General features: G+C 71.5%; 20 protein-coding genes, 1 tRNA gene and 1 pseudogene. 17 read left to right on the plus strand and 5 right to left on the minus strand.

Annotated features, from left to right (window positions below):
• Positions 1–5 precede the first annotated feature (5 nt).
• The 3 genes from QJ852_11040 to QJ852_11050 all read left to right on the plus strand — a co-directional run bounded on the left by QJ852_11040 (position 6) and on the right by QJ852_11050 (position 2,750).
• Positions 6–878, plus strand: coding sequence for an alpha/beta fold hydrolase (locus QJ852_11040; GenBank protein ID WGX98962.1), 873 nt, complete (start codon positions 6–8; stop codon positions 876–878).
• Positions 879–1,030: 152 nt separating this feature from the next.
• Positions 1,031–1,783, plus strand: coding sequence for a DNA repair protein RecO (recO, locus tag QJ852_11045; GenBank protein WGX98963.1), 753 nt, complete (start codon positions 1,031–1,033; stop codon positions 1,781–1,783).
• Positions 1,784–1,922: 139 nt separating this feature from the next.
• Entirely contained in the window at positions 1,923–2,750 is an 828-nt protein-coding gene (locus QJ852_11050) for an isoprenyl transferase (GenBank protein WGX98964.1), read from the plus strand.
• Between the two features lie 108 nt (positions 2,751–2,858).
• Here the strand turns inward: QJ852_11050 and QJ852_11055 are convergent, their stop codons facing one another.
• The 3 genes from QJ852_11055 to QJ852_11065 are packed head-to-tail and all read right to left on the minus strand — an operon-like array spanning position 2,859 to position 5,658.
• Positions 2,859–3,866 (minus strand): metal ABC transporter permease, encoded by a 1,008-nt coding sequence (locus tag QJ852_11055; protein WGX98965.1) that lies wholly within the window; start codon positions 3,864–3,866, stop codon positions 2,859–2,861.
• Complete coding sequence (locus tag QJ852_11060; protein ID WGX98966.1) at positions 3,863–4,696, minus strand: ABC transporter ATP-binding protein; 834 nt, start codon at positions 4,694–4,696, stop codon at positions 3,863–3,865. The genes QJ852_11055 and QJ852_11060 overlap by 4 nt, the downstream gene beginning before the upstream one ends.
• A complete protein-coding gene (locus QJ852_11065) occupies positions 4,693–5,658 on the minus strand; it encodes a metal ABC transporter substrate-binding protein (GenBank protein ID WGX98967.1) in 966 nt (321 codons plus the stop codon). The genes QJ852_11060 and QJ852_11065 overlap by 4 nt, the downstream gene beginning before the upstream one ends.
• Positions 5,659–5,728: 70 nt before the next feature.
• Here QJ852_11065 and QJ852_11070 point away from each other — a divergent pair, with 70 nt between their 5' ends.
• The 9 genes from QJ852_11070 to QJ852_11110 all read left to right on the plus strand — a co-directional run bounded on the left by QJ852_11070 (position 5,729) and on the right by QJ852_11110 (position 12,835).
• Positions 5,729–6,043: an antibiotic biosynthesis monooxygenase gene (locus QJ852_11070; protein ID WGX98968.1), complete on the plus strand. Its 315-nt coding sequence runs from the start codon at positions 5,729–5,731 to the stop codon at positions 6,041–6,043.
• Positions 6,044–6,113: 70 nt separating this feature from the next.
• Positions 6,114–7,511, plus strand: coding sequence for a glycine--tRNA ligase (locus QJ852_11075; protein ID WGX98969.1), 1,398 nt, complete (start codon positions 6,114–6,116; stop codon positions 7,509–7,511).
• Entirely contained in the window at positions 7,505–8,203 is a 699-nt protein-coding gene (locus QJ852_11080; protein WGX98970.1) for a hypothetical protein, read from the plus strand. Before QJ852_11075 ends, QJ852_11080 begins: the two co-directional genes overlap by 7 nt.
• The gene (dusB, locus tag QJ852_11085; GenBank protein WGX98971.1) at positions 8,200–9,342 is read left to right on the plus strand and encodes a tRNA dihydrouridine synthase DusB; all 1,143 of its coding nucleotides are present in this window, start codon (positions 8,200–8,202) and stop codon (positions 9,340–9,342) included. The genes QJ852_11080 and dusB overlap by 4 nt, the downstream gene beginning before the upstream one ends.
• A 152-nt stretch (positions 9,343–9,494) precedes the next feature.
• Positions 9,495–10,349, plus strand: a complete 855-nt coding sequence (locus tag QJ852_11090) for a hypothetical protein (protein WGX98972.1) — start codon at positions 9,495–9,497, stop codon at positions 10,347–10,349.
• Positions 10,350–10,388: 39 nt separating this feature from the next.
• Positions 10,389–10,619 carry a hypothetical protein gene (locus QJ852_11095; GenBank protein WGX98973.1) on the plus strand — a complete coding sequence of 77 codons (231 nt, stop codon included), beginning with the start codon at positions 10,389–10,391 and terminating at the stop codon, positions 10,617–10,619.
• Positions 10,600–11,070: a PIN domain-containing protein gene (locus QJ852_11100; GenBank protein WGX98974.1), complete on the plus strand. Its 471-nt coding sequence runs from the start codon at positions 10,600–10,602 to the stop codon at positions 11,068–11,070. Before QJ852_11095 ends, QJ852_11100 begins: the two co-directional genes overlap by 20 nt.
• 65 nt (positions 11,071–11,135) lie before the next feature.
• The gene (locus QJ852_11105) at positions 11,136–11,567 is read left to right on the plus strand and encodes a hypothetical protein (GenBank protein WGX98975.1); all 432 of its coding nucleotides are present in this window, start codon (positions 11,136–11,138) and stop codon (positions 11,565–11,567) included.
• 44 nt (positions 11,568–11,611) lie between these two features.
• Complete coding sequence (locus QJ852_11110; protein ID WGX98976.1) at positions 11,612–12,835, plus strand: deoxyguanosinetriphosphate triphosphohydrolase; 1,224 nt, start codon at positions 11,612–11,614, stop codon at positions 12,833–12,835.
• Between the two features lie 89 nt (positions 12,836–12,924).
• Here the strand turns inward: QJ852_11110 and QJ852_11115 are convergent, their stop codons facing one another.
• Entirely contained in the window at positions 12,925–13,872 is a 948-nt protein-coding gene (locus QJ852_11115; GenBank protein WGX98977.1) for a hypothetical protein, read from the minus strand.
• A 54-nt stretch (positions 13,873–13,926) separates the two neighbouring features.
• Entirely contained in the window at positions 13,927–14,733 is an 807-nt protein-coding gene (locus QJ852_11120; GenBank protein ID WGX98978.1) for a L,D-transpeptidase, read from the minus strand.
• Positions 14,734–14,915: 182 nt separating this feature from the next.
• Here QJ852_11120 and QJ852_11125 point away from each other — a divergent pair.
• The 5 genes and pseudogenes from QJ852_11125 to QJ852_11145 all read left to right on the plus strand — a co-directional run bounded on the left by QJ852_11125 (position 14,916) and on the right by QJ852_11145 (position 20,213).
• Positions 14,916–15,101, plus strand: a pseudogene (locus QJ852_11125) (CHC2 zinc finger domain-containing protein).
• Between the two features lie 513 nt (positions 15,102–15,614).
• Positions 15,615–17,744 (plus strand): DNA primase, encoded by a 2,130-nt coding sequence (gene dnaG / locus QJ852_11130; protein WGX99449.1) that lies wholly within the window; start codon positions 15,615–15,617, stop codon positions 17,742–17,744.
• Positions 17,745–17,754: 10 nt separating this feature from the next.
• Positions 17,755–18,255, plus strand: coding sequence for a hypothetical protein (locus QJ852_11135; protein WGX98979.1), 501 nt, complete (start codon positions 17,755–17,757; stop codon positions 18,253–18,255).
• Between the two features lie 90 nt (positions 18,256–18,345).
• Positions 18,346–18,418, plus strand: a tRNA-Asn gene (locus QJ852_11140).
• 277 nt (positions 18,419–18,695) lie between these two features.
• Entirely contained in the window at positions 18,696–20,213 is a 1,518-nt protein-coding gene (locus QJ852_11145; protein WGX98980.1) for an ABC transporter substrate-binding protein, read from the plus strand.
• Positions 20,214–20,220 lie beyond the last annotated feature (7 nt).

The raw sequence follows: 20,220 nt of genomic DNA on the forward strand, positions 1-20,220 counted from the left end.
CGGGCATGGCTCGCGCCGCGCTGGCCTCCGAGAAGGTCGGACAGGTCTTCGTCGAGGGCCGGCGCGGCCGCGACCGCCTCGAGTTCACCGAGTACGGCGCCGGCGAGGCCTGGGTCGTGCTGCTCCCGCCGCTGCTGGTGCCCCGGCGGGTGCACGACCGGACCGCGCGGATGCTCGCCTCGAACGGGCTGCACGTCCTCGCCCTCGATCCCCTCGGCCACGGCCGCTCCGACCGCCCCGCCGACCCGCTGTCCTACTCGGTGACCGCGTTCGCCGAGCAGGTCGTCGCGCTGCTCGACCACGTCGGCGCCGCGCGGGCGGTCGTGGGAGGAAGCTCGGTGGGCGCCAACGTCGCGCTCGAGGTGGCGGCGATCGCGCCCGATCGGGTCGCCGGCCTGCTGCTCGACGGGCCGGTGCTGGAGAACGCCCTCGGGGCGCAGCTGGCACTGCTCGCTCCGGTCCTCGCGACGGCGCGGTTCGCGCCCTTCGCCCTGAGTGCGCTGCGGTTGGTCACGCGGCCGCTTCCCCGTCGGCTCGCCCCCGCCTGGGTCCGACTGTCGCTGGAGACCCTCGACGCCTGTCCCGGCGAGGTCGCCGCCGTGGTGCACGGCGTGCTCTTCGGACGGTTCGCGCCGTCCTCGGCCGAGCGCGCCGCGCTCACCGTGCCGACGCTCGTGCTCGCCCGGACCGCCGACCCGTTCCACCCGGCCGGCGACGCCGAGCTGGTCGCCGGCGAGATCCCCGGCGCGGCGCTGGAGCCGGCGGCGGCGCCCCTGGAGTGGCGGCGGCGGCCCGAGCGGCTCGACCTCGTGGTCACCCGGTTCGTCCGGGAGCACGCGCGCCCGGCCCGGCGGGGGCGTCGTACCCGGTCGTCGTGAGGCGCCCGCGCCGGGCCGGAACGTCGCACCCGGCATTCGGGTCGTCGATGGGCCGGATCCGCGACCGAGACGCCGGGTACGACGGACGACGCTCAGGCTGAGGACCGGGGTGGCGCCGGGCTTTCCCCCGGCCGAGGCAGCACAATGGAGAGGTGCCGCTCTACCGTGACGAGGCGATCGTCCTGCGCACCCGCAAGCTGGGTGAGGCGGACCGCATCGTCACGCTGCTGACCCGCGACAACGGTGTGGTCCGCGCCGTGGCCAAGGGCGTGCGCCGGACGACCTCGCGCTGGGGCTCGCGGCTGGAGCCGTTCACCCACGTCGACCTCCAGCTCGCCGAGGGCCGCAACCTCGACACGATCACCCAGGCCGAGACCCGGGCGGCGTACGCCGCGCCGCTGGGCGCCGACTACGACCGCTACACCGCTGGCACCGCGATGCTGGAGACCGCTGAGCGGCTGGTCGTCGAGGAGCGCGAGCCGGCGCGCCAGCAGTTCGCGCTCCTGCTCGGGGGACTCAACGCGATGGCGGCGGGTGCGCGCAACCCCTGCCACGTCCTGGACTCCTACCTGCTGCGGGCCCTGGCCATCGCCGGCTACGCACCCGCCTTCGTCGACTGCGCCCACTGCGCCCGCCCGCCGGTCACCGCGACCGGCGAGCTCGGCCATCACCGCTGGTTCAACCCGTCGATGGGGGGCGTGCTGTGCTCCACCTGCCGCATCCCCGGCTCCGCCACGCCGGCCCCGGAGACGCTGACCCTGCTCGGTGGACTGCTCGCCGGCGACTGGCCGGTCGTCGAGGCCGCCGACCCGCGCCACGTCCGGGAGGCCAGCGGTCTGATCGCGGCGTTCGTGCAGTGGCAGCTGGAGCGGGGTCTCCGGTCGCTGGCTTACGTCGAGCGCTGAGGTCGCAGGAATCGCCGGTCGACCGGCGATTCCGTCACTTGTCGGCCGTTGCAACGCCCGACAAGTGACAGAACTGCCCGTCAAGTGTCACCGGTGATGCCCAGGTGACGCTCCCGCTGCGCCTGACAGACTGCTCCCCGTGACCCGCTCCACCCGTCGTACCCGCGCCGCCACGGCGGCCGCCGCCACCCGCGGCCCGGTCCGCCCGCCCACGCCCCACCCCTCCGGCGCCCGGCCGCCCGCCGTGCCCGCGGAGCTGGTCCCGCATCACGTCGCTGTCGTGATGGACGGCAACGGCCGCTGGGCCAAGGAGCGCGGGCTGCCACGCACCCGCGGTCACGAGGCGGGCGAGTCGAGCCTGTTCGACGTGGTCGAGGGCGCGATCGAGATCGGGGTGAAGGCCATCTCGGCGTACGCCTTCTCCACCGAGAACTGGTCGCGCAGCCCCGACGAGGTGAAGTTCCTCATGGGCTTCAACCGCGACGTCATCCGGCGGCGTCGCGACGAGATGCACGAGCTCGGGGTCCGGGTCCGCTGGGCCGGCCGGGCGCCGAGGCTGTGGAAGTCGGTCATCACCGAGCTGCAGGTCGCCGAGGAGATGACGCGGCACAACGACGTCCTGACCCTGACGATGTGCGTCAACTACGGCGGGCGCTCCGAGCTGGGCGACGCGGCCAAGGCGCTCGCGCGCGACGTCGCCGCCGGGCGGGTGAACCCCGACAAGGTCGACGAGCGCACCCTAGGGCGCTATCTCTACGTCCCGGAGCTCCCCGATGCCGACCTGATCTGGCGCACCTCCGGCGAGCAGCGACTGTCCAACTTCATGCTCTACCAGGCGGCGTACTCCGAGTTCGTCTTCTCCGACGTGCTCTGGCCCGACGTCGACCGCCGTCACCTGTGGGCGGCCATCGATGCGTACGCCCGCCGGGACCGGCGCTACGGCGGCGCGGAGCCGAACCAGGTCTGACTCCGGCCAGTGACGTACCTTCAGCCGGTCGTCGCGGAGCGAAGCCGGCCCGGAGGTGCAGGGAGGCGCCCTTCCGCGAGCAACGAGCGACACGCTCGGCCCATCGAACTAGTGCTCGTCGTAGTGGCTGCCGTGGACCGCGTGCCGATGTCCGTCGTGGACGTAGTCGACGTGGTCGTCGTGGGCCACCGCGAGGTGTCCGCACCCCGGGCCGTGGGCATGCGGGTGCTCCCCGCAGGCGTCGTGCTCGGGTGCGGCCTGCCCGGCCGCGAACGGCTCGCGCAGCCGGGCGCGGCGACGCAGCCAGATCCCGACCGGCCAGGTGAGGGCGTAGAGAGTGAGGGCGAGGAGCACGATCGTGGGTCCCGGCTGGACGGTGACGCCGCTGGGTGCGAGCGCGGCGAGCACGAGGCCGCCGACGGCCGCCAGCGTCCCGAGGAGTACGGCGGCGGCCATCGTCGTGCGGAACGAGCGGGACACCTGCTGGGCGGTCGCCACCGGGATCACCAGCAGCGCGGAGACGAGCAGCAGCCCCACCGTGCGCATGGCGACGGTCACGCTCACCGCGGCCAGCGCCGCCACGAGCAGGTTGTAGGCGCGCACCCGCAGCCCGGCGACCCGCGCGAAGTCGGCATCCTGGGCGATGGCGTAGAGCTGGGGCGCCAGTCCCACGCAGAGCAGGACCACGACCGCCGCGAGGATCATCGTCGTCAGCACGTCGCCGGCCGAGATCGCCGTGAGGGAGCCGAACAGGTAGCGGCCGATGGTCTGCGTGCCCTGACCGTCGAGCCCGGTGATGAGCAGTCCGCCGGCGAGCCCGCCGTAGAACATCAGCGCGAGGGCGACGTCGCCGTTGGTGCGGCCCTTCTCCCGGATCAGCTCCATCAGAAAGGTGGCGAGGACGGTCACCACGACCGCCGTCCAGATCGGCGACGTGCCGGTCACGAGCCCGATCGCGACACCGGTGACGGCGACGTGGCCGATGCCGTCGCCCATCAGCGCCATCCGGCGCTGGACGAGATAGGTCCCGATCATCGGGGCGGCGATGCCGGTCACGAGGGCGGCGATCAGCGCCCGCTGCATGAACGGCAGGGAGAAGAGCTCGGCCGGGCTCACGGGCGTTCCGTTCCGGAGGTGTCGACAGGGGCGGAGATCTGCGGGGACCGGCCATCGGTGCGCGGCTCGGCGACCGGGTGATGGTGGTGCGTGTGCGGCTCGGCGAACCACGAGGAGTGCACCTCGTGGTCGGCCAGCGGGGCGCCGTCGTGTGCGATCCTGCCGTCGCGCATGACGACACATCGGTCGATCAGGGGCGCGAGCGGCCCGAGCTCGTGGGCGACCAGCACGATCGTGGCACCGCCGTCCTTGAGGTGGCCGAGGGTGTCGGCGAGGATCTGCTGGTTGGGGAGGTCCACGCCGGCGGTCGGCTCGTCGAGGAAGAACAGGTCCGGCTCTCCGGCCAGCGCCCGCGCGATGAGCACCCGCTGCTGCTGGCCGCCGGACAGGTCGCCGACCGACTCCCGGCGCCGGTCGCTGAGCCCGACGACGTCGAGCGCCCGCTCCACCGCGGCCCGGTCGGCACGGCTCAGCGGTCGCAGCAGGCGCCGGCGGGTGAGCCGGCCGGAGGCCACGACCTCCCAGACCGAGGACGGTACGCCGGACGCCGCCGAGGCGCGCTGCGGGACGTAGCCGACGCGCCGCCAGTCGGCGTGCCGGTCGAGCGGCGCTCCGAACAGGCGCACCTCGCCCGTGGTGAGCGGGTTCAGGCCGACCAGCGCCCGTACGAGCGTCGACTTGCCGGAGCCGTTGGCCCCCATCAGCGCCACGAACTCGCCGTCGCGCACCACCAGGTCGACCCCGCGCAGGATCGGGCGGCCGCCGAGCGCGACGCTGCCGTCGCGCAGCGCGACGGCAGCATCGGCGACGGGAGCAGAGGCAGTGGTCATGAGCAGCCGTTGGCGGTGCGCAGGGCCGACAGGTTGGAGCGCATCAGCGACAGGTAGTCGAGCTCCGCGGTCTCCTCGGTGAGGCCCTCGATCGGGTCGAGGACCTTGCTCTCGATGCCGAGGTCGTCGGCGAGGGTCTCGGCGAGCTTGGGGCTGACCAGCGTCTCGCTGAACACCGTGGTGATCCCCTCCTGCTCGATCAGCTGCTGGAGCTCCGCGATCGCGGCCGGGGTCGGCTCGGCGTCGGGGGTGAGGCCAGCGATCGGTGCCATGTGCAGACCGTACTTCTCCAGGTAGCCGAACGCGTCATGGGACACCACGATCGTGTCGCGCTCGCACGTGGCCAGGCCGGTCGTGAACTCCTCGTCCAGCGCCTCCAGGTCGCTGCGCAGGTCGGCGGCGTTGGCCGCGAAGTCGTCGGCGTGGTCGGGGTCGAGCTCCGCCAGCGAGGCCGCGACCGCGTCACCGTACGCCGCCACCCGGATCGGGTCGTGCCAGAAGTGCGGGTCGGACTCGCCGTGCTCGTGCTCGTGACCCTCCCCGCCCTCCTCCTCGGCGTGCTCGTCGGCGTGCTCGTCGGCGTGCTCCTCGAACGGCTCCAGGTCGACCACGTCGGTGACATCGAGGGTCGCGCCGCCGGCGTTCTCGGCGACCGTCTCGTCCACCGCGGGCTGGAACTCGCTCTCGAAGACGACGAGATCGGCGTCGGCGATCCGGGCGGTGTCCTGCACGTTGATCTCGAGGTCGTGGGGCTCGACGCCGGCCTTGGTGAGCGAGGTGACCTTCGCGTGGTCGCCGGCCACCCGCGCGGCGACGTACTCGAGCGGATAGAAGGCGGCCACGACGTCGATCGCGCCCCCGCCGGCATCGGACCCGCCGTCGCCGTCCTCCGACAGTGCCGAGCAGCCGGTGGCGGAGAGGGCGAGGGCGGTGACAGCGGTGAGGGCCTTCCAAGAGCGCATGAGAATCATTCTCATCGGACGCGGCCCCGGGCGTCAAGTCGGCCGGCCCGGCCCCGCGTAGAGTGCGGCCGTGCTCGTCGTGAACCGCTTCCGTGCCGGGGAGGACCCGGTCGGCCTCCGTGCCGACCTCGAGCTCGTCCACGGCCTGCTGGCCGAGCAGCCCGGGTACGCCGGCGGCTGGGTCGGGCGCAATGTCGACGACCCGGACCTGTGGACACTGACCACGCACTGGGTCAACGTCGGGGCGTACCGGCGCGCCCTGTCGGCGTACGACCTCAAGCTGCACGGCGTCCCGGTGCTGAGCCGGGCGATCGACGAGCCCGGCGCCTACGAGGTGGTGGAGCCCGGTGGCGTCCTCAATGTGGTGGAGTCTCGCGTAACCTAGGTGGTTGCTCCGCGAGTCAGCTCACACACCCGCTCGGCAGCCAGCCGGGCTCGTCCCATAAGGAACTCCAGTGGCCAAGCCGCCCCCGTCCACCGTCGATCAGGTCGTCTCCCTCGCGAAGCGCCGAGGCTTCGTCTACCCCTGCGGGGAGATCTACGGCGGCACCCGCTCCGCCTGGGACTACGGCCCGCTGGGCGTCGAGCTCAAGGAGAACATCAAGCGCCAGTGGTGGCGCTCGATGGTGCAGAGCCGCGACGACGTCGTGGGCCTCGACTCCAGCGTGATCCTGCCGCGGCAGACCTGGGAGGCGTCCGGGCACGTGGCGACCTTCAACGACCCGCTCACCGAGTGCCTGTCGTGTCACAAGCGCTACCGCTACGACCACCTGCAGGAGCAGTACGCCGAGAAGAAGGGGATCGCGAACCCCGACGACGTCGACCTCAAGGACGTCGTGTGCGCCAACTGCGGCACTCGCGGCGCGTGGACCGAGCCGCGTGAGTTCTCCGGCATGCTCAAGACCCACCTCGGCGTCGTCGAGGACGAGTCGGGCCTGCACTACCTGCGTCCCGAGACCGCTCAGGGCATCTTCCTCAACTTCGCCAACGTGGTCACCTCCCAGCGGATGAAGCCCCCGTTCGGCATCGCCCAGATCGGCAAGAGCTTCCGCAACGAGATCACGCCGGGCAACTTCATCTTCCGCACCCGCGAGTTCGAGCAGATGGAGATGGAGTTCTTCGTCAAGCCGGGCGAGGACGAGGAGTGGCACCGCTACTGGATCGAGGAGCGCACCCGCTGGTACGTCGACCTCGGCATCGACCCCGCCAACCTGCGTCACTTCGAGCACCCGGTGGCCAAGCTGAGCCACTACTCGAAGGGCACCACCGACATCGAGTACCGGTTCAACTTCACCGGCTCCGAGTGGGGCGAGCTCGAGGGCATCGCCAACCGCACGGACTTCGACCTGTCGACGCACGCGCAGCACTCGGGCAAGGACCTGTCCTACTTCGACCAGGCGTCCAACACCCGCTACGTCCCCTACGTCATCGAGCCGGCGGCCGGCCTCTCGCGCAGCCTGATGACCTTCCTCGTCGACGCCTACGCCGAGGACGAGGCGCCCAACACCAAGGGCGGCGTCGACAAGCGGACCGTGCTGCGGCTCGACCCGCGCCTGGCGCCCATCAAGGCCGCGGTGCTGCCGCTGAGCCGCAACGAGGACCTCACGCCGCGGGCCAAGGCGGTCGCCACGGAGCTGCGCGCCCTGTGGAACGTCGACTTCGACGACGCCGGGGCCATCGGCAAGCGCTACCGCCGTCAGGACGAGATCGGCACGCCGTACTGCGTCACCGTCGACTTCGACACGCTCGACGACCAGGCGGTCACCGTGCGCGACCGCGACACGATGTCCCAGGAGCGGGTCGCGCTCGACAAGCTCACGACGTACTTCGCCGAGCGGCTCGTCGGATGCTGACCGTCGTCCGTCCGCTCGCCGTGCCGGCGCTCGCCCTCGCGGTGGCCGCCGGCCTGGCGGCGTGCGGATCGGACGACGGCAAGGACGCCGAGCAGGCGAAGCCGAGCCCCTCGGCGACCAGCGCCGCGCCGGAGACGTATCTCCCGGTGCCCGACGACGTCACGCTCACCGAGCCGGGGACCGCCCTGGGCCTGGGGGAGGAGGGCGTCGTCGCGTTCCAGCGCCGCCAGGACGAGGTCGGCGTCCTGGGGGTCACGGTGCGGCGGATCGAGCGCACCTCGTTCGAGGAGTCCTTCCCGGGCTGGAACGTCGACGACGTGACCGCCGCGCGTACGCCGTACTTCGTGCGGGTCGCGGTGACCAACGTCGGCGACGTCGACCTCGGTGGGATGCGCCTCGACAACGTGCTGTGGGGCGACGACGGCACCACGCTGGAAGCGCCCAACTACTACACCGCCGAGCAGTTGCCGGTGTGCTCGGGCGACCCGCTGCCGACGCCGTTCGCGGCCGGCGCGACCGCCGAGCTGTGCCAGGTCTACTTCATCGCCCCGACCCGGAGCCTGGAGCGGGTCTCGTTCTCCCCGTTCGGCGGCCTCGACGCCGTCGCGTGGAGCGGCGACCTGAGCCCGGTGGGCAAGCCCGGGAAGAAGGGCGGCAAGGGCAAGGGCGAGCAGGACGAGCCGGCATCGTGAGCGGTCTGCGCCTGGGCTCCCTGGAGGTGCCCACCCCGGTCGTCCTCGCGCCGATGGCGGGCATCACCAACGCCGCCTACCGTCGACTCTGCGCCGAGCACGGCGCCGGCCTGTACGTCTGCGAGATGATCACCAGCCGCGGACTGGTCGAGGGTGACGAGACCACCCGTCGGATGCTCGTGTTCGACGACGCCGAGCAGGTCCGCTCGGTCCAGCTCTACGGCACCGACCCGGTCTACGTCGGCAAGGCGACCCGGATCCTGTGCGAGGAGTACGCCGTCGCGCACGTCGACCTCAACTTCGGCTGCCCGGTGCCCAAGGTCACCCGCAAGGGCGGCGGCGGCGCGCTGCCGTGGAAGCGCAACCTGCTGGGACGGATCCTGGAGGAGGCGGTGGCCGCCGCGGCGCCGTACGGCGTTCCGGTGACGATGAAGACCCGTAAGGGCCTCGACGACGACCACCTGACCTTCCTCGACGCGGGCCGGATCGCCCAGGAGGCCGGCGTCGCCGCGATCGCGCTGCACGGCCGGACCGTCGCCCAGGCCTACTCCGGCCAGGCCGACTGGTCGGCCATCGCCGAGCTGGTCGACCATGTCGACATCCCCGTCCTCGGCAACGGCGACATCTGGGAGGCCGCCGACGCCCTGCGGATGGTCGAGCAGACCGGCGCGGCCGGCGTCGTGGTCGGGCGCGGCTGCCTGGGCCGGCCGTGGCTGTTCCGCGACCTCGCCGCGGCCTTCTCCGCAAACGGCCCGGGCGCGACCACCCTGCCGACGCTGGGCGAGGTGGCCGCGATGATGCGCCGCCACGCCGAGCTGCTGTGCGAGCACATGGGGGAGGAGCGGGGCTGCAAGGAGTTCCGCAAGCACGTCACCTGGTATCTCAAGGGCTTCCGTGCCGGCGGCGAGCTGCGCCGCTCGCTGGGGCTGGTCGACTCGCTCGCCTCCCTCGACCGGCTCCTCGCCGACCTGGACCCCACCGAGCCGTTCCCCGCCTCCGAGCTCGGGGCGCCCCGAGGGCGCCAGGGAGCGCCGCGGCACCGGGTCGTGCTCCCGGAGGGCTGGCTGGACGACACCGACGGGCTCTGCGCAGGCGGCGCCGGCGTCCTCGAGGACGTCGACGAGACCACCGGCGGTTGAGCCCCCGGGCCGGACCGGGTGACTCGGCTCACCGCCCGAGCGGTCTCACCAATTGGTTGAAGGCTTGATCTCTGTGCTCTACTCGCACGATGCTCTGGCGCAGGTCAGAGTCCTCGGGATGAATCTGTAAGCGACAGCAAAGGAATCAGCGCGTGGCCACCAGCCACAAGCGGGAAACCGCGCGACGTACGCCCCGAGCCGCCGTCCTGGCCGGCTCCCTCGCCGCCCTCGCGACCACCGCGGTCGTCGCGGGAGGCGTCGTCAACTCCCCGGCCCCCGACGCCGACCTGGTCGCGGTGGACCGCTCGAAGGCCGCCGCCGGCTCGGTCGGCGACAGCGGCGCCCGCGTGCCGGTCCTGTCCCGCAGCACCGACCGCTCGGCCGACGCCATCGGTACCGAGCTCGACGCCCTGCTCGCCGACAGCGCGACCGCGCAGGCGATCGCCACGGCCAAGAAGCAGCAGTGGACCTCCGCGCCGCTCAACCTGTGGACCCGCCCCGACAAGCGGGCCAAGGAGGTCGGCGAGATCGAGGAGGGTGAGAAGATCCTCGTCACCGGCCGCACCTACGGCGAGCGCGCCGAGGTCGTCGTCGAGGGCAAGTCGCGCTGGGTGACCACCGGCTACTTCACCGACGAGAAGCCCCCGACCCTCGGTGGCGCGTGCACCAACGGCACCTCGGTGCCCGCGAACGTGAGCGCCAGCATCAAGAAGGTGCACGCGGCGGTCTGCGCGAACTTCCCCGAGGTCAGCGTCTACGGCACGCTGCGCGGTGGTGGCGGCGATCACCCGCGCGGCCGGGCGGTCGACATCATGATCTCGGGCGGCGTCGGTTGGGAGATCGCCGAGTTCGTCCGGGCCAACTACGCGGCCCTCGGCGTCTCCTATGTCATCTACTCACAGAAGATCTGGTCGGTCGAGCGCGGCGGCGAGGGCTGGCGGGGCATGTCGAACCGCGGCTCGGTCACCGCCAACCACTACGACCACGTGCACGTCTCGGTCTTCTGAAACCCCGGGCATGCTAGCACCCATTGGTAGCATGCAGTCATGCCTGCACTGCACATCAGGGACGTTCCCGAGGAGACCGTGGCCGCCATCAAGAGGCGCGCGGCTCGGCACGGTCACTCGGTGCAGCAGGAGTTGCGCGACGCATTGGAGCGCCTCGCCCATGAGCCAGAACGCGGCCGACCGCCCCGCTGCCTTGCCCTGACCATCGTCGACTCGGGCAACGACATGCCTTTCGACCGCGCAGACATCTATGGCGACGACGGGCGCTGACCGGCCGGCAGCGGTCGATGTGGTGCTCGACTCCAACGTGCTGCTCGCTGCAACAGATGCCGGGCGCCGCAACCATGTCCAGGCGCTCGAATTGGTCCGCTATGACGAGCGTCGGCTCGCCATCACTCCGCAGATCGTGCGAGAGTACGTCGTCGTGGGCACTCGTCCGCCGGAGGTGAACGGGCTCGGCCTGTCGATGTCACAGGCGTTGGGGAATGTTGATGACTTCCTTGTCGACATGAGCCTCCTGTCCGAGGGTGATGCTTCGCTGCGGTGGCTTCGCGACCTGCTTGACCCCCACGAGGTGCTGGGCAAGCAGGTCCATGATGCCAACGTCGTGGCGGTGGCCCTGGCGCACGGTGCCGGCGCCATCGTTACGGAGAACATGCGCCACTACGCCAGGTTCGCTGCTCTGATCGGCATCGAGAGCTTGGGCGACGGGTCCGCTTGACGCACTCGGCCGCGGCCTGTGGATAGCCGTTCACCCGGTCCGCCGCCGCGGGGCATGCTGCACGCATGATCCGACGCGATGCTCGGCCGCGTATCCGCAATCAGCGCGACCTGGACTGGACCTGGCGCGATTGGCTACGCCGCCTCGACCGTCCGCCCGCCGGCACCACCTGCCTGTTCGTGTTCGTCGACGGGAGGGCCACGCGGCGCGCGGTCACGTTCACGGACCTCGACGGCCCGCTGGACGACCTGCAGGTGTGTCGTCTGGCCCGGTGGATCCGGGGTGTCCTCGAGGACACCGACGGCTGGCGCGTCGCCTTCTTGATGTCCCGGTCCGGCGACGAGGCCGTCGACGAGCGCGACCAGGACTGGGCGACGTCCCTGCACGCCGCGGCGCGCCGCGCGGCCGTGGCGTGCGAGGTCGTGCACCTCGGCGTCGGGGCCGAGGTGCGCCCACTCCCGCTCGACGCGCTGCCGGCGCGTGCCTTCGACATCTGAACGACCGGTCGGCCCGCCGGCGTACCCGTCGATAGGGTCGCTGCGTGGATCAGGTGGAGCGGCGGTACGACGCGCACGCGCGGGAGCGGATCGTGCCCGAGCCGCCGAAGCGCGTGGAGGCGCCCGAACGGCTGCCGTTCGAGCGTGACCGGGCACGGGTGGTGCACGCGGCGTCCTTCCGGCGGCTGGCGGCCAAGACGCAGGTCGTCGGCCCGCAGAGCGACGACTTCGTCCGCAACCGGCTGACCCACAGCCTGGAGGTGGCCCAGATCGCGCGCGACCTCTCCCGCGCGCTGGGCACCCATCCCGACATCACCGAGACGGCCGCGCTGGCCCACGACCTGGGCCACCCCCCGTTCGGCCACAACGGCGAGCGGGCGCTGGCCGAGCTGGCGGTCGGGTGCGGCGGCTTTGAGGGCAACGCGCAGACCCTGCGACTGCTGACCCGGCTCGAGGCCAAGACGCCCGGCGCCGGACTCAACCTCACCCGCGCGACGCTCGACGCCTGCACGAAGTACCCCTGGGGTCGCGGTGAGGCCACCGACGGGAACGGCAAGTTCGGCGTGTACGACGACGACCGGCCCGCGTTCGACTGGCTGCGCGCCGGCGCACCATCGGGCGGGCGGTGCCTGGAGGCGCAGGTGATGGATCTCGCCGACGACGTGGCCTACTCCGTCCACGACGTCGAGGACGGCACCGTCGCCGGCAAGGTCGACCTCACCCGGCTGGACCCGGCCGCGGTGTGGGACACCGTGCGGGCGTGGTACCAGCCCGACGCGTCGGATGCCGAGCTCGACGACGTCCTCGACCGACTGCGGGTGGTCGGCAGCTGGCCGCGTGCGCCGTACGACGGCGGACGGGCGGGCCTCGCGGCTCTGAAGAACCTCACCAGCGACCTGATCGGCCGCTTCTGCGGCGCGGTCCAGCAGGCCACCTTCGCCGCGGCGGAGGGCCCGTTCGTCCGCTACGCGGGGGACCTGGTGATCCCGGACGCCACCTGGGCCGAGATCACCGTCCTCAAGGGGATCGCCGCCCACTACGTCATGGAGGACGCCGACAGGGTCGCTCTCCAGGTGCGTCAACGCGAGCTCCTCGCCGCGCTGGTGGACGTGCTCCTCGACCGGGGCCCGGACGCCCTCGACGAGATGTACGCCGCCGACTGGCAGGCCGCGGGCGACGACGCGGCGCGCACCCGGGTCGTGATCGACCAGGTGGCCTCGCTCACCGATGCCAGTGCGGTCGCCTGGCACCAGCGCCTGCTCGGCTGACCCGGCCGCGGACGTGCCGGCTCGAGCCGGGCCGGTCGAAAAGGGATCGACCCGTCGCGTTTGAACGCGACGGGTCGATCGGGTGGAGGTCAGCCGGTGACGGGGACGTGGTCCTTGACCGGCTTCGGAGCCGGGGCGTCGTCGGGCGCGGGGGCCCGGTCGCTGGTGACATTGCCGCAGGTCGCCGAGGCGACGGTCAGCTTGATCTGGTCGAGCACGTTGAGGTAGAGCGCGTCGACGGTGAAGGTGCCGTCGGCGTTGGCCGTCTGGCGGTTCACGACCAGCTCGATGATGGGCGGCACGCCCGCGACGTCGGGGATCTTGATGGACTGGTTGGCCTGCTTCGTGTCGATCTTGACCGGGAGGCCGAGGGCGGCGAGGTCGGCGACGGTGGTGGCGCCGGTGTTGCCCGTGCACCTCGCCTCGACCGCACCGGCGCCCACGATCCTCAGCTTGCCCCGGAGCACGTCGCACAGCCCGTTGAGCTCGAGCTTCGTGAGCTTGCTGATGTCGAGCGCGCCGAGGGCACTGAGGTTGAGGGGAGTCCCCTTGGTCGCTGTACCGACCTGGTCGAGCACGCCCTGCAGGTTGGTGAGCAGCGGCGCGAGCAGCGTGGTGTCGAGCGGCTCCGTCAGCTGGCCGAGGGCTGCGGTCAGGTCGTCGCAGGCCGCGCCGAGCGGCTGGGTCAGCGCGTCGAGCTGCGGGATGGCGAGCAGGCCGTCGCCGACCGCGAGGTCCGTGACGCTGGCCGTGGCCGCGCCGTTCTGGGCGGAGGCGTTGATGATGCCGCCGCTGGCGACCGGGTTCTTGGGAAGACCCACGAGGGAGTCGCTCTTGGGTGCGCCGTCCGTCGAGGTGACGGCAGGGAGCGGCTCGATCACGGAGTTGCCGGCGATCGAGAGCTCGAGACCGAAGGCTGAGGACGGGGTGCCCGCCGCGGTCGCCGAGCTGCCCGCGAGGAGGGACACGGACGCCGCCGTCCCCGCAACCAGGAGGAGCGCGCCGGCCACCGGAGCCAGGTGCCGCTTGTTCTTCATGGGTGTTCCCTTCATCTTCATCATTGGTCCCCGAGATCGAGCAGTACGTCGGGGTCAGGCCTCGTCGACCATGACCACGGTCCCGAGGGGGACGGTGCGGAGCAGTTCGAGGGCGTCATCGGGCACCCGCACGCAGCCGTGGCTGACCGCCTTGCCGAACACCGACGGGTCGGTCCAGCCGTGCAGCGCCACGGTGCCGGGGCCGCCGCCGTAGGAGTCGAGGGTCTCGCTGTGGCTGCCCAGCGGCAGGATCACCGGTGAGAACGGCTGCTTGTCGTCGATGATCTGCCCCAGCACGAAGGTCCGCCCGACCGGAGTCGGGGTGCCGCTCGCCCCGATCGCCACCGTCCAGGAGCCGACCAGCGCGTCGTCCTCGAACAGCTCGAGGGAGCGCTCGCCGAGGTGCACCTTGATCAGGAACCGGCTGCGGGCCTCGGTCAGCTCCGAGCCGCGGATCCACCCCGTCGAGCCGTTGGGCTTCGAGGGCAGCAGCACCTGCACCCAGTCGCGGTTGCGGGTGATGACCGGCAGCCAGGTGTCGCCGAACTGCGTCGCCTTGATCTTCGCGAACGGCGTGCCCTCGGGCTCGTCGTACAGCGCGGTCGTCCGCTTGGGGTGCACCACCGTGCCCTTGGGCATGTTCATCGGCCGCGGATCGGACGGCGCGGCCGCGATCGTGGTCATCGTGGAGCTGGACGGCAGGTCCTTCAGGTCCAGGTCGAGCGAGGAGATCGGCGCGGCCTGCGGCGTCGTGTCGTCCTCGCCGTCCTTGAGCACCATGACCAGTGCGGAGACCGCGAAGAGCAGCACGATCAGGGTCACCGGCCAGCTGGTGCGGCTGCGCGCCGGCGCCTGCTCCATGCCCGGTCCCTCCCCGAACGCTCATGACCCGATGACCCCTTCGTGCGGTCCTCCCGGCAAGCCAACGAGTCACCCGTGGCCGAGGTCACGGGCGGGAGCCGGATCCCGGCCCGATCCACGGGTCGTCCACAGCCCCGTCCACTGCCTGCGGTCCGGTCGCACCCCGTCAGTAGGATCACGGCATGGCCGGCCGGATTCGTGACGAGGACATCGCCGCGGTCCGCGAGCGGGTCAAGATCGACGAGGTGGTGTCGTCGTACGTCACCCTCCGCAACGCCGGCGGTGGCTCGATGAAGGGCCTGTGCCCCTTCCACGACGAGAAGTCCCCGTCGTTCCATGTCACCCCGAGTCGGGGCTTCTTCCATTGTCTGGCCGGGGAGACCCGGGTGTTGACCTGGGACGGGCCCCGCGAGATCCGCGAGCTGGCCGGCGCCACGCACCGGATCCTCGGCGCGCGCGGCGACTGGATCGAGGCCCCCTTCAAATCCTACGGAGTCCAGCGGCTGCATCGGATCACCGTGACCCGCAACCGCCAGCGCAAGGAGCTCTACGCCACCGACGGCCATCGATGGTTCATCCGGTCCGGCAAGACCCAGAAGAATGCACGGGAGGTGCTGACGACCGCGCTGAAGTCCGGTGACCGGCTGGTCTCGAAGTTCCCACGGTCCCGGATCCGGAGGACCACCCCGTCGCCGTTCGGCATCGCGCACGGATTCACCTATGGCGACGGCACTCGCAACGGCACCGGATCGATGGCCCTGATCTGCCCGCCGAAGGACGAGGGCATGCTCAAGTGGTTCCCCAACAGCCACACCACGGACCGCGGTGACGGCAACCTCCTGGTCCATCACCTGCCGAGGTTCTTCAAGGACCGGCCGTCGATGGACGAGTCGGTGCCCTATCTCTACGGCTGGCTGGCGGGCTACTTCGCCGCCGACGGGTGCGTGGCCGCCGATGGCACGGTGATCATGAACTCCGCCGATCGTGACGATCTGGAGTTCTTCCGCACGGTCTGCACCCGGCTCGGCATCGCCACCTACGGCATCACGTCCCAGCTGCGGGTCGGGCTGGGTGAGGTGCCGTCGGAGCTGTACCGCATCCACCTCGTGAACGAGGACCTCGACGGGGGCTTCTTCCTCCTCGAGCCGCATCGCCGGCGGTTCGAGGCGAACGCCAAGGCTTTCGCCCGGCGCGGCTGGGTGGTCGAGAGCGTCGAGGAGACCGATCGGATCGAGGAGGTGTTCTGTGCGGAGGTCGAGGACGGTCACGCGTTCACGCTCGAGGACAACATCCTCACCGGCAACTGCTTCGGCTGCCAGGAAGGCGGCGACGTCTTCACCTTCTTGATGAAGATCGACGGGCTCAGCTTCGGTGAGGCCGTCGAGCGGATGGCCGACAAGTACGGCATCCAGCTGCGCCGCGACGAGGCCGGCCACGACGACCGGCCGAAGGGGCCGCAGCGGCGTCGCCTGGTCGAGGCGCATGCGGTGGCCCAGGAGTTCTACGCCGAGCAGCTCGGCACGCCCGACGCACTGGTGGCGCGGCAGTTCCTGGCCGAGCGCGGGTTCGACCAGCAGGCCGCGCTGACCTTCGGCATCGGCTTCGCGCCGCGCGACGGCGAGGCGCTGTGGCGTCACCTGAGTGGTCGGAAGTTCAGCTCCGAGGAGGCCATCGCCGCCGGACTGGTGGCGATGGGGCGCTCGCTCTACGACAAGTTCCGGGGGCGCCTGCTGTGGCCGATCCGCGAGACCAACGGCGACACCATCGGGTTCGGGGCCCGCCGGATCTTCGACGACGATCGGATCACGGCCAAGTACCTCAACACCCAGGAGACGCCGATCTACAAGAAGAGCCAGGTGCTCTACGGCATCGACCTGGCCCGCAAGCCGATCGCGCTCAAGTCGCAGGCCGTCATCGTCGAGGGCTACACCGACGTGATGGCCTGCCATCTCGCCGGCGTCGAGACGGCCGTCGCCACCTGCGGCACCGCCTTCGGCGACGACCACGCCCGCGTCCTGCGCCGCTTCCTCGACGACCATGCCGAGCTGCGCAGCGAGGTCGTGTTCACCTTCGACGGCGACGAGGCGGGTCAGAAGGCCGCGCTGCGCACCTTCGAGGGCGACCAGCGGTTCGTCTCGCAGACCTATGTCGCGGTCGCGCCCGAGGGCCTGGACCCCTGTGAGCTGCGGATCCAGCAGGGCGACGACGCGGTCCGCGAGCTGATCGCCAGTCGCCGCCCGCTCTACCGCTTCGTCCTCGAGAACGTCATCGGCCGCTACGACCTCGACCGGGCCGACAGCCGGGTCGACGCGCTCCGGGCGGGAGCCAAGCTGGTCGCCAGCGTCCGGGACCGGTCCAAGGTCGACGCCTTCGCCCGCGAGCTGGCGGGGATGGTCGGCGCCGACATCGACCAGGCCCGGACCGAGGTACGCCGCGCGGCCGCCCGGGGCAGTGCCCCCGCGGGTCGGCCCGACCGCAACGGGGCCGCGCCGGAGCCGGTGGCCGCGCCGGCGCCACGCTCCGCCGTACCCGACCTCCGGGAGCCGCGCTTCGGCATCGAGCGCGAGACCCTCAAGCTGGTGCTCCAGGCGCCGCTCGCGATCGGGCGGACCACCGCCGACATCGGAAGCAACGACTTCACCCACCCCAGCTACCGGGCGGTGTGGGACCTCGTCGCCGCCGCCGGCGGCACGGTCGCCGGCCAGAACGACCCCGGCTGGGTGGCCCGGCTGCGCGATGCCGCCACCGACCCGGCGGTGTCGTCACTCGTCAGTGCGCTCGCCGTCGAGCCGATCCCGGTCAACCGCGACATCGACGCGGGCTACGTCGCCCACCACGTCTACCGGCTCCAGGAGCTGACCGTGCTGCGCCGGATCGACGAGGTCCGCTCCCGGCTCCAGCGCACCAACCCCCTCGACAACGCCGCCGACTACAACAAGATGTTCGGCGAGCTCGCGGCGCTCGAGCAGCACCGGCGCACCCTGCGCGAGAAGATCGTGGGTGCTCCGTGAGGCCGATCCGATGAGGTGGGCCCCGCTGCCGTCGCGCCGCCCGCCGTTCCCGGTCGGTCCGGGGGAGCGGCTGCTCGCCTGGGCCGAGGTGCGGCGCCCGGGCGACGGCCCGGCCCTGGTCGGCGGCACCCGCGACGCGCTCTACCTCCCCGCTCGGGTGCCGTGGGAGCAGGTCGCCAGCGCCGACTGGGATCAGGAGGAGTCGACGCTGCGCGTCGTCGAGGTCGCCCGCTTCGGCACGTCCAGCCCGGTCCACGAGCTGCCTCTCGACGACGCCGGCCGCCTGCTGCAGCTGGTCCGCGAGCGGGTCACCGCCAGCATCGCCGTCCAACGCCACGTCCCCGTCGCCGGCCGTCGCTCGGTGCGGATCCTGGCGCGCCGGGCACCCGGCACCCGCGGTGAGCTGGCCTGGTTCGTGGAGTACGACGACGGCCTGGATCCCGCCGATCCTCGGGTCGACGCGGTGGTCCAGGACGCCCTCGCCGCGGCCCGGGCCGATGTCGAGGTCTGAGGACCGCGGCTCCAGAGGCACCTCGATTTCTGGGGGCAGCCCCCGCCTTGCTAGGGTTTCCCCGCTCCACCTCGCGGTGGAGTCGAGCATTCCCCCGTAGCTCAACTGGCAGAGCATTCGACTGTTAATCGAAGGGTTACTGGTTCGAGTCCAGTCGGGGGAGCCGGATGAGGGCCCCTGACCCGCGCAGACGCGGGTCGGGGGCCCTTCTGCATCCCCCGGGGCGCCCGATGCGCCGCTGTCCGGTCGTGGGCGTCGTCCGTCCCGCCGCCGGCGCCCCGTGTCCGCGCCGCGCGCGGCGCCCGTCCCCCTTCACGCGTCGCGGGACCCAGGCTCGCGAACTGCCCATTGACTTCTGTGGTGGCCGCGCTCTACGTTTTGTGAAACGACCATTCCATCTAGTAGAACACGGTGGTTATCCGATGCGCTCGAGGATCACGATGGGAGCAGGGGTTCTGCTCTCCCTGACTCTGTTCGCTGCCTGCTCGCCGACCGGCGGCTCCACGGACGATGCGGGCGGTCCTGCGGACGGCGAGGTCCGGTTCCTGATCGCCGAGAACTTCTGGGCCGACTGGACGCCCTACGCGAGCACGGCACAGAGCCAGCACCGCCTGAACCGCCAGATCTACGACACCCTGATGGACTTCCCGACCGGTCGGCTGGATGCTCCGGAGCCGATGCTGGCGACGTCCTGGGAGCAGGTCGACGAGCGCACCTGGGAGTTCGAGCTGCGCGAGGACGTGACCTTCCACGACGGCCAGGAGTTCGGGCCCGACGACGTGAAGGCGTCGTTCGAGTGGGCGTCGGGCGCCACCGGGGAGGAGTCGATCCTCGTCGACCGCTGGGTCCCGACCCAGGTCGAGGTGGTCGACGAGAACACGGTCCGACTGGTCACCGAGACGCCGCTGGCGTCGATCTTCGATGCGATCCGACAGACCCCGATCATCGCGGCGGAGGACGTCGCGGCGGGAGCCGACGCGATGGCCTCCGAGCCGAACGGGACCGGTCCGTTCAAGCTGGAGAAGGAGACGCCAACCAAGAAGACGATGGTCGCCAACCAGGACTACTGGCGCGACCCGGCGGCCATCGACACCCTCGTGTGGGAGTACGTCGGGGACGCGCAGACGCGGGTGAACGCGCTCAAGGCCGGCCAGGCCGACGTGATCGACCGGGTCCCGGCCGAGCACCACGAGAGCCTGGCGTCGACCGACGGCATCGCCGTGGAGTCGATGACCGCTGCGGAGCAGGTCAACCTGTGGTCGATCCCTGGCCGGGTGGCCGCCTGGGATGAGAACCCCGATCTGCGGCGGGCGATCATGCTGGCGATCGACCGGGCGTCGCTGACCGAGAACCTCGTACAGGGAGAGAGCCGGCCGGCGATGAGCCACATGCCGAGCGAGACCCTGTACTACGTCGAGAACCGACCGAGCTACGAGCAGGACGTCGAGGAGGCCAGCCGGCTGGTCAAGGAGTCCGGTGCCGAGGGGCTGGAGTTCGAGATCTGGGCCGCTCCCGGCTTCCTTCCCGCGGCGGACAAGGTCGGCCAGGCGATCGTGGCCATGCTGGAGAAGGTCGGGCTCAAGCCGAAGCTGGTGACCGCGGACGTCGCGGGCCTCGTGGACGACTCCACCAAGAAGAACGGCACCGGCCTGCTCTACCACATCAGCTGGGCGAGCGGCGGTGAGCCGGCCTCCGCCGTCGGCATCTACACCAGCGCCAATCGCTGGCACCTCGCCGACCCGACCGTCGACGAGCTCGTCGCCGAGGGCAAGCGGACGGTCGATCCGGCGCAGCGGGAGGGCGTCTACGCGGAGCTCCAGGCGCGCCTGTGGGAGACCCTCCCGTCGCTGCCTCTCTACTACAGCGACTTCACCGTCGCCCGGTCCGAGAGGGTCGAGGGCCTGCAGATCCTGCCCAACTACGACACTTACTTCTACCCGGCCACCCTCGGCGAGTAGTCGGCAC

The organism is Nocardioides sp. L-11A (genome assembly GCA_029961745.1).
GTDB lineage: Bacteria > Actinomycetota > Actinomycetes > Propionibacteriales > Nocardioidaceae > Nocardioides.

Bases quoted from the DNA above. Each gene is read 5' to 3' on its own strand.
- QJ852_11105 (WGX98975.1), top strand. From the start codon at position 11,136: ATGATCCGACGCGATGCTCGGCCGCGTATCCGCAATCAGCGCGACCTG.
- QJ852_11115 (WGX98977.1), bottom strand. From the start codon at position 13,872: ATGAAGAACAAGCGGCACCTGGCTCCGGTGGCCGGCGCGCTCCTCCTG.
- QJ852_11100 (WGX98974.1), top strand. From the start codon at position 10,600: ATGGCGACGACGGGCGCTGACCGGCCGGCAGCGGTCGATGTGGTGCTC.
- QJ852_11135 (WGX98979.1), top strand. From the start codon at position 17,755: ATGAGGTGGGCCCCGCTGCCGTCGCGCCGCCCGCCGTTCCCGGTCGGT.
- dnaG (WGX99449.1), top strand. From the start codon at position 15,615: ATGGACGAGTCGGTGCCCTATCTCTACGGCTGGCTGGCGGGCTACTTC.
- QJ852_11120 (WGX98978.1), bottom strand. From the start codon at position 14,733: ATGGAGCAGGCGCCGGCGCGCAGCCGCACCAGCTGGCCGGTGACCCTG.
- QJ852_11145 (WGX98980.1), top strand. From the start codon at position 18,696: ATGGGAGCAGGGGTTCTGCTCTCCCTGACTCTGTTCGCTGCCTGCTCG.
- QJ852_11095 (WGX98973.1), top strand. From the start codon at position 10,389: ATGCCTGCACTGCACATCAGGGACGTTCCCGAGGAGACCGTGGCCGCC.
- QJ852_11080 (WGX98970.1), top strand. From the start codon at position 7,505: ATGCTGACCGTCGTCCGTCCGCTCGCCGTGCCGGCGCTCGCCCTCGCG.
- QJ852_11040 (WGX98962.1), top strand. From the start codon at position 6: ATGGCTCGCGCCGCGCTGGCCTCCGAGAAGGTCGGACAGGTCTTCGTC.
- QJ852_11060 (WGX98966.1), bottom strand. From the start codon at position 4,696: ATGACCACTGCCTCTGCTCCCGTCGCCGATGCTGCCGTCGCGCTGCGC.
- QJ852_11065 (WGX98967.1), bottom strand. From the start codon at position 5,658: ATGCGCTCTTGGAAGGCCCTCACCGCTGTCACCGCCCTCGCCCTCTCC.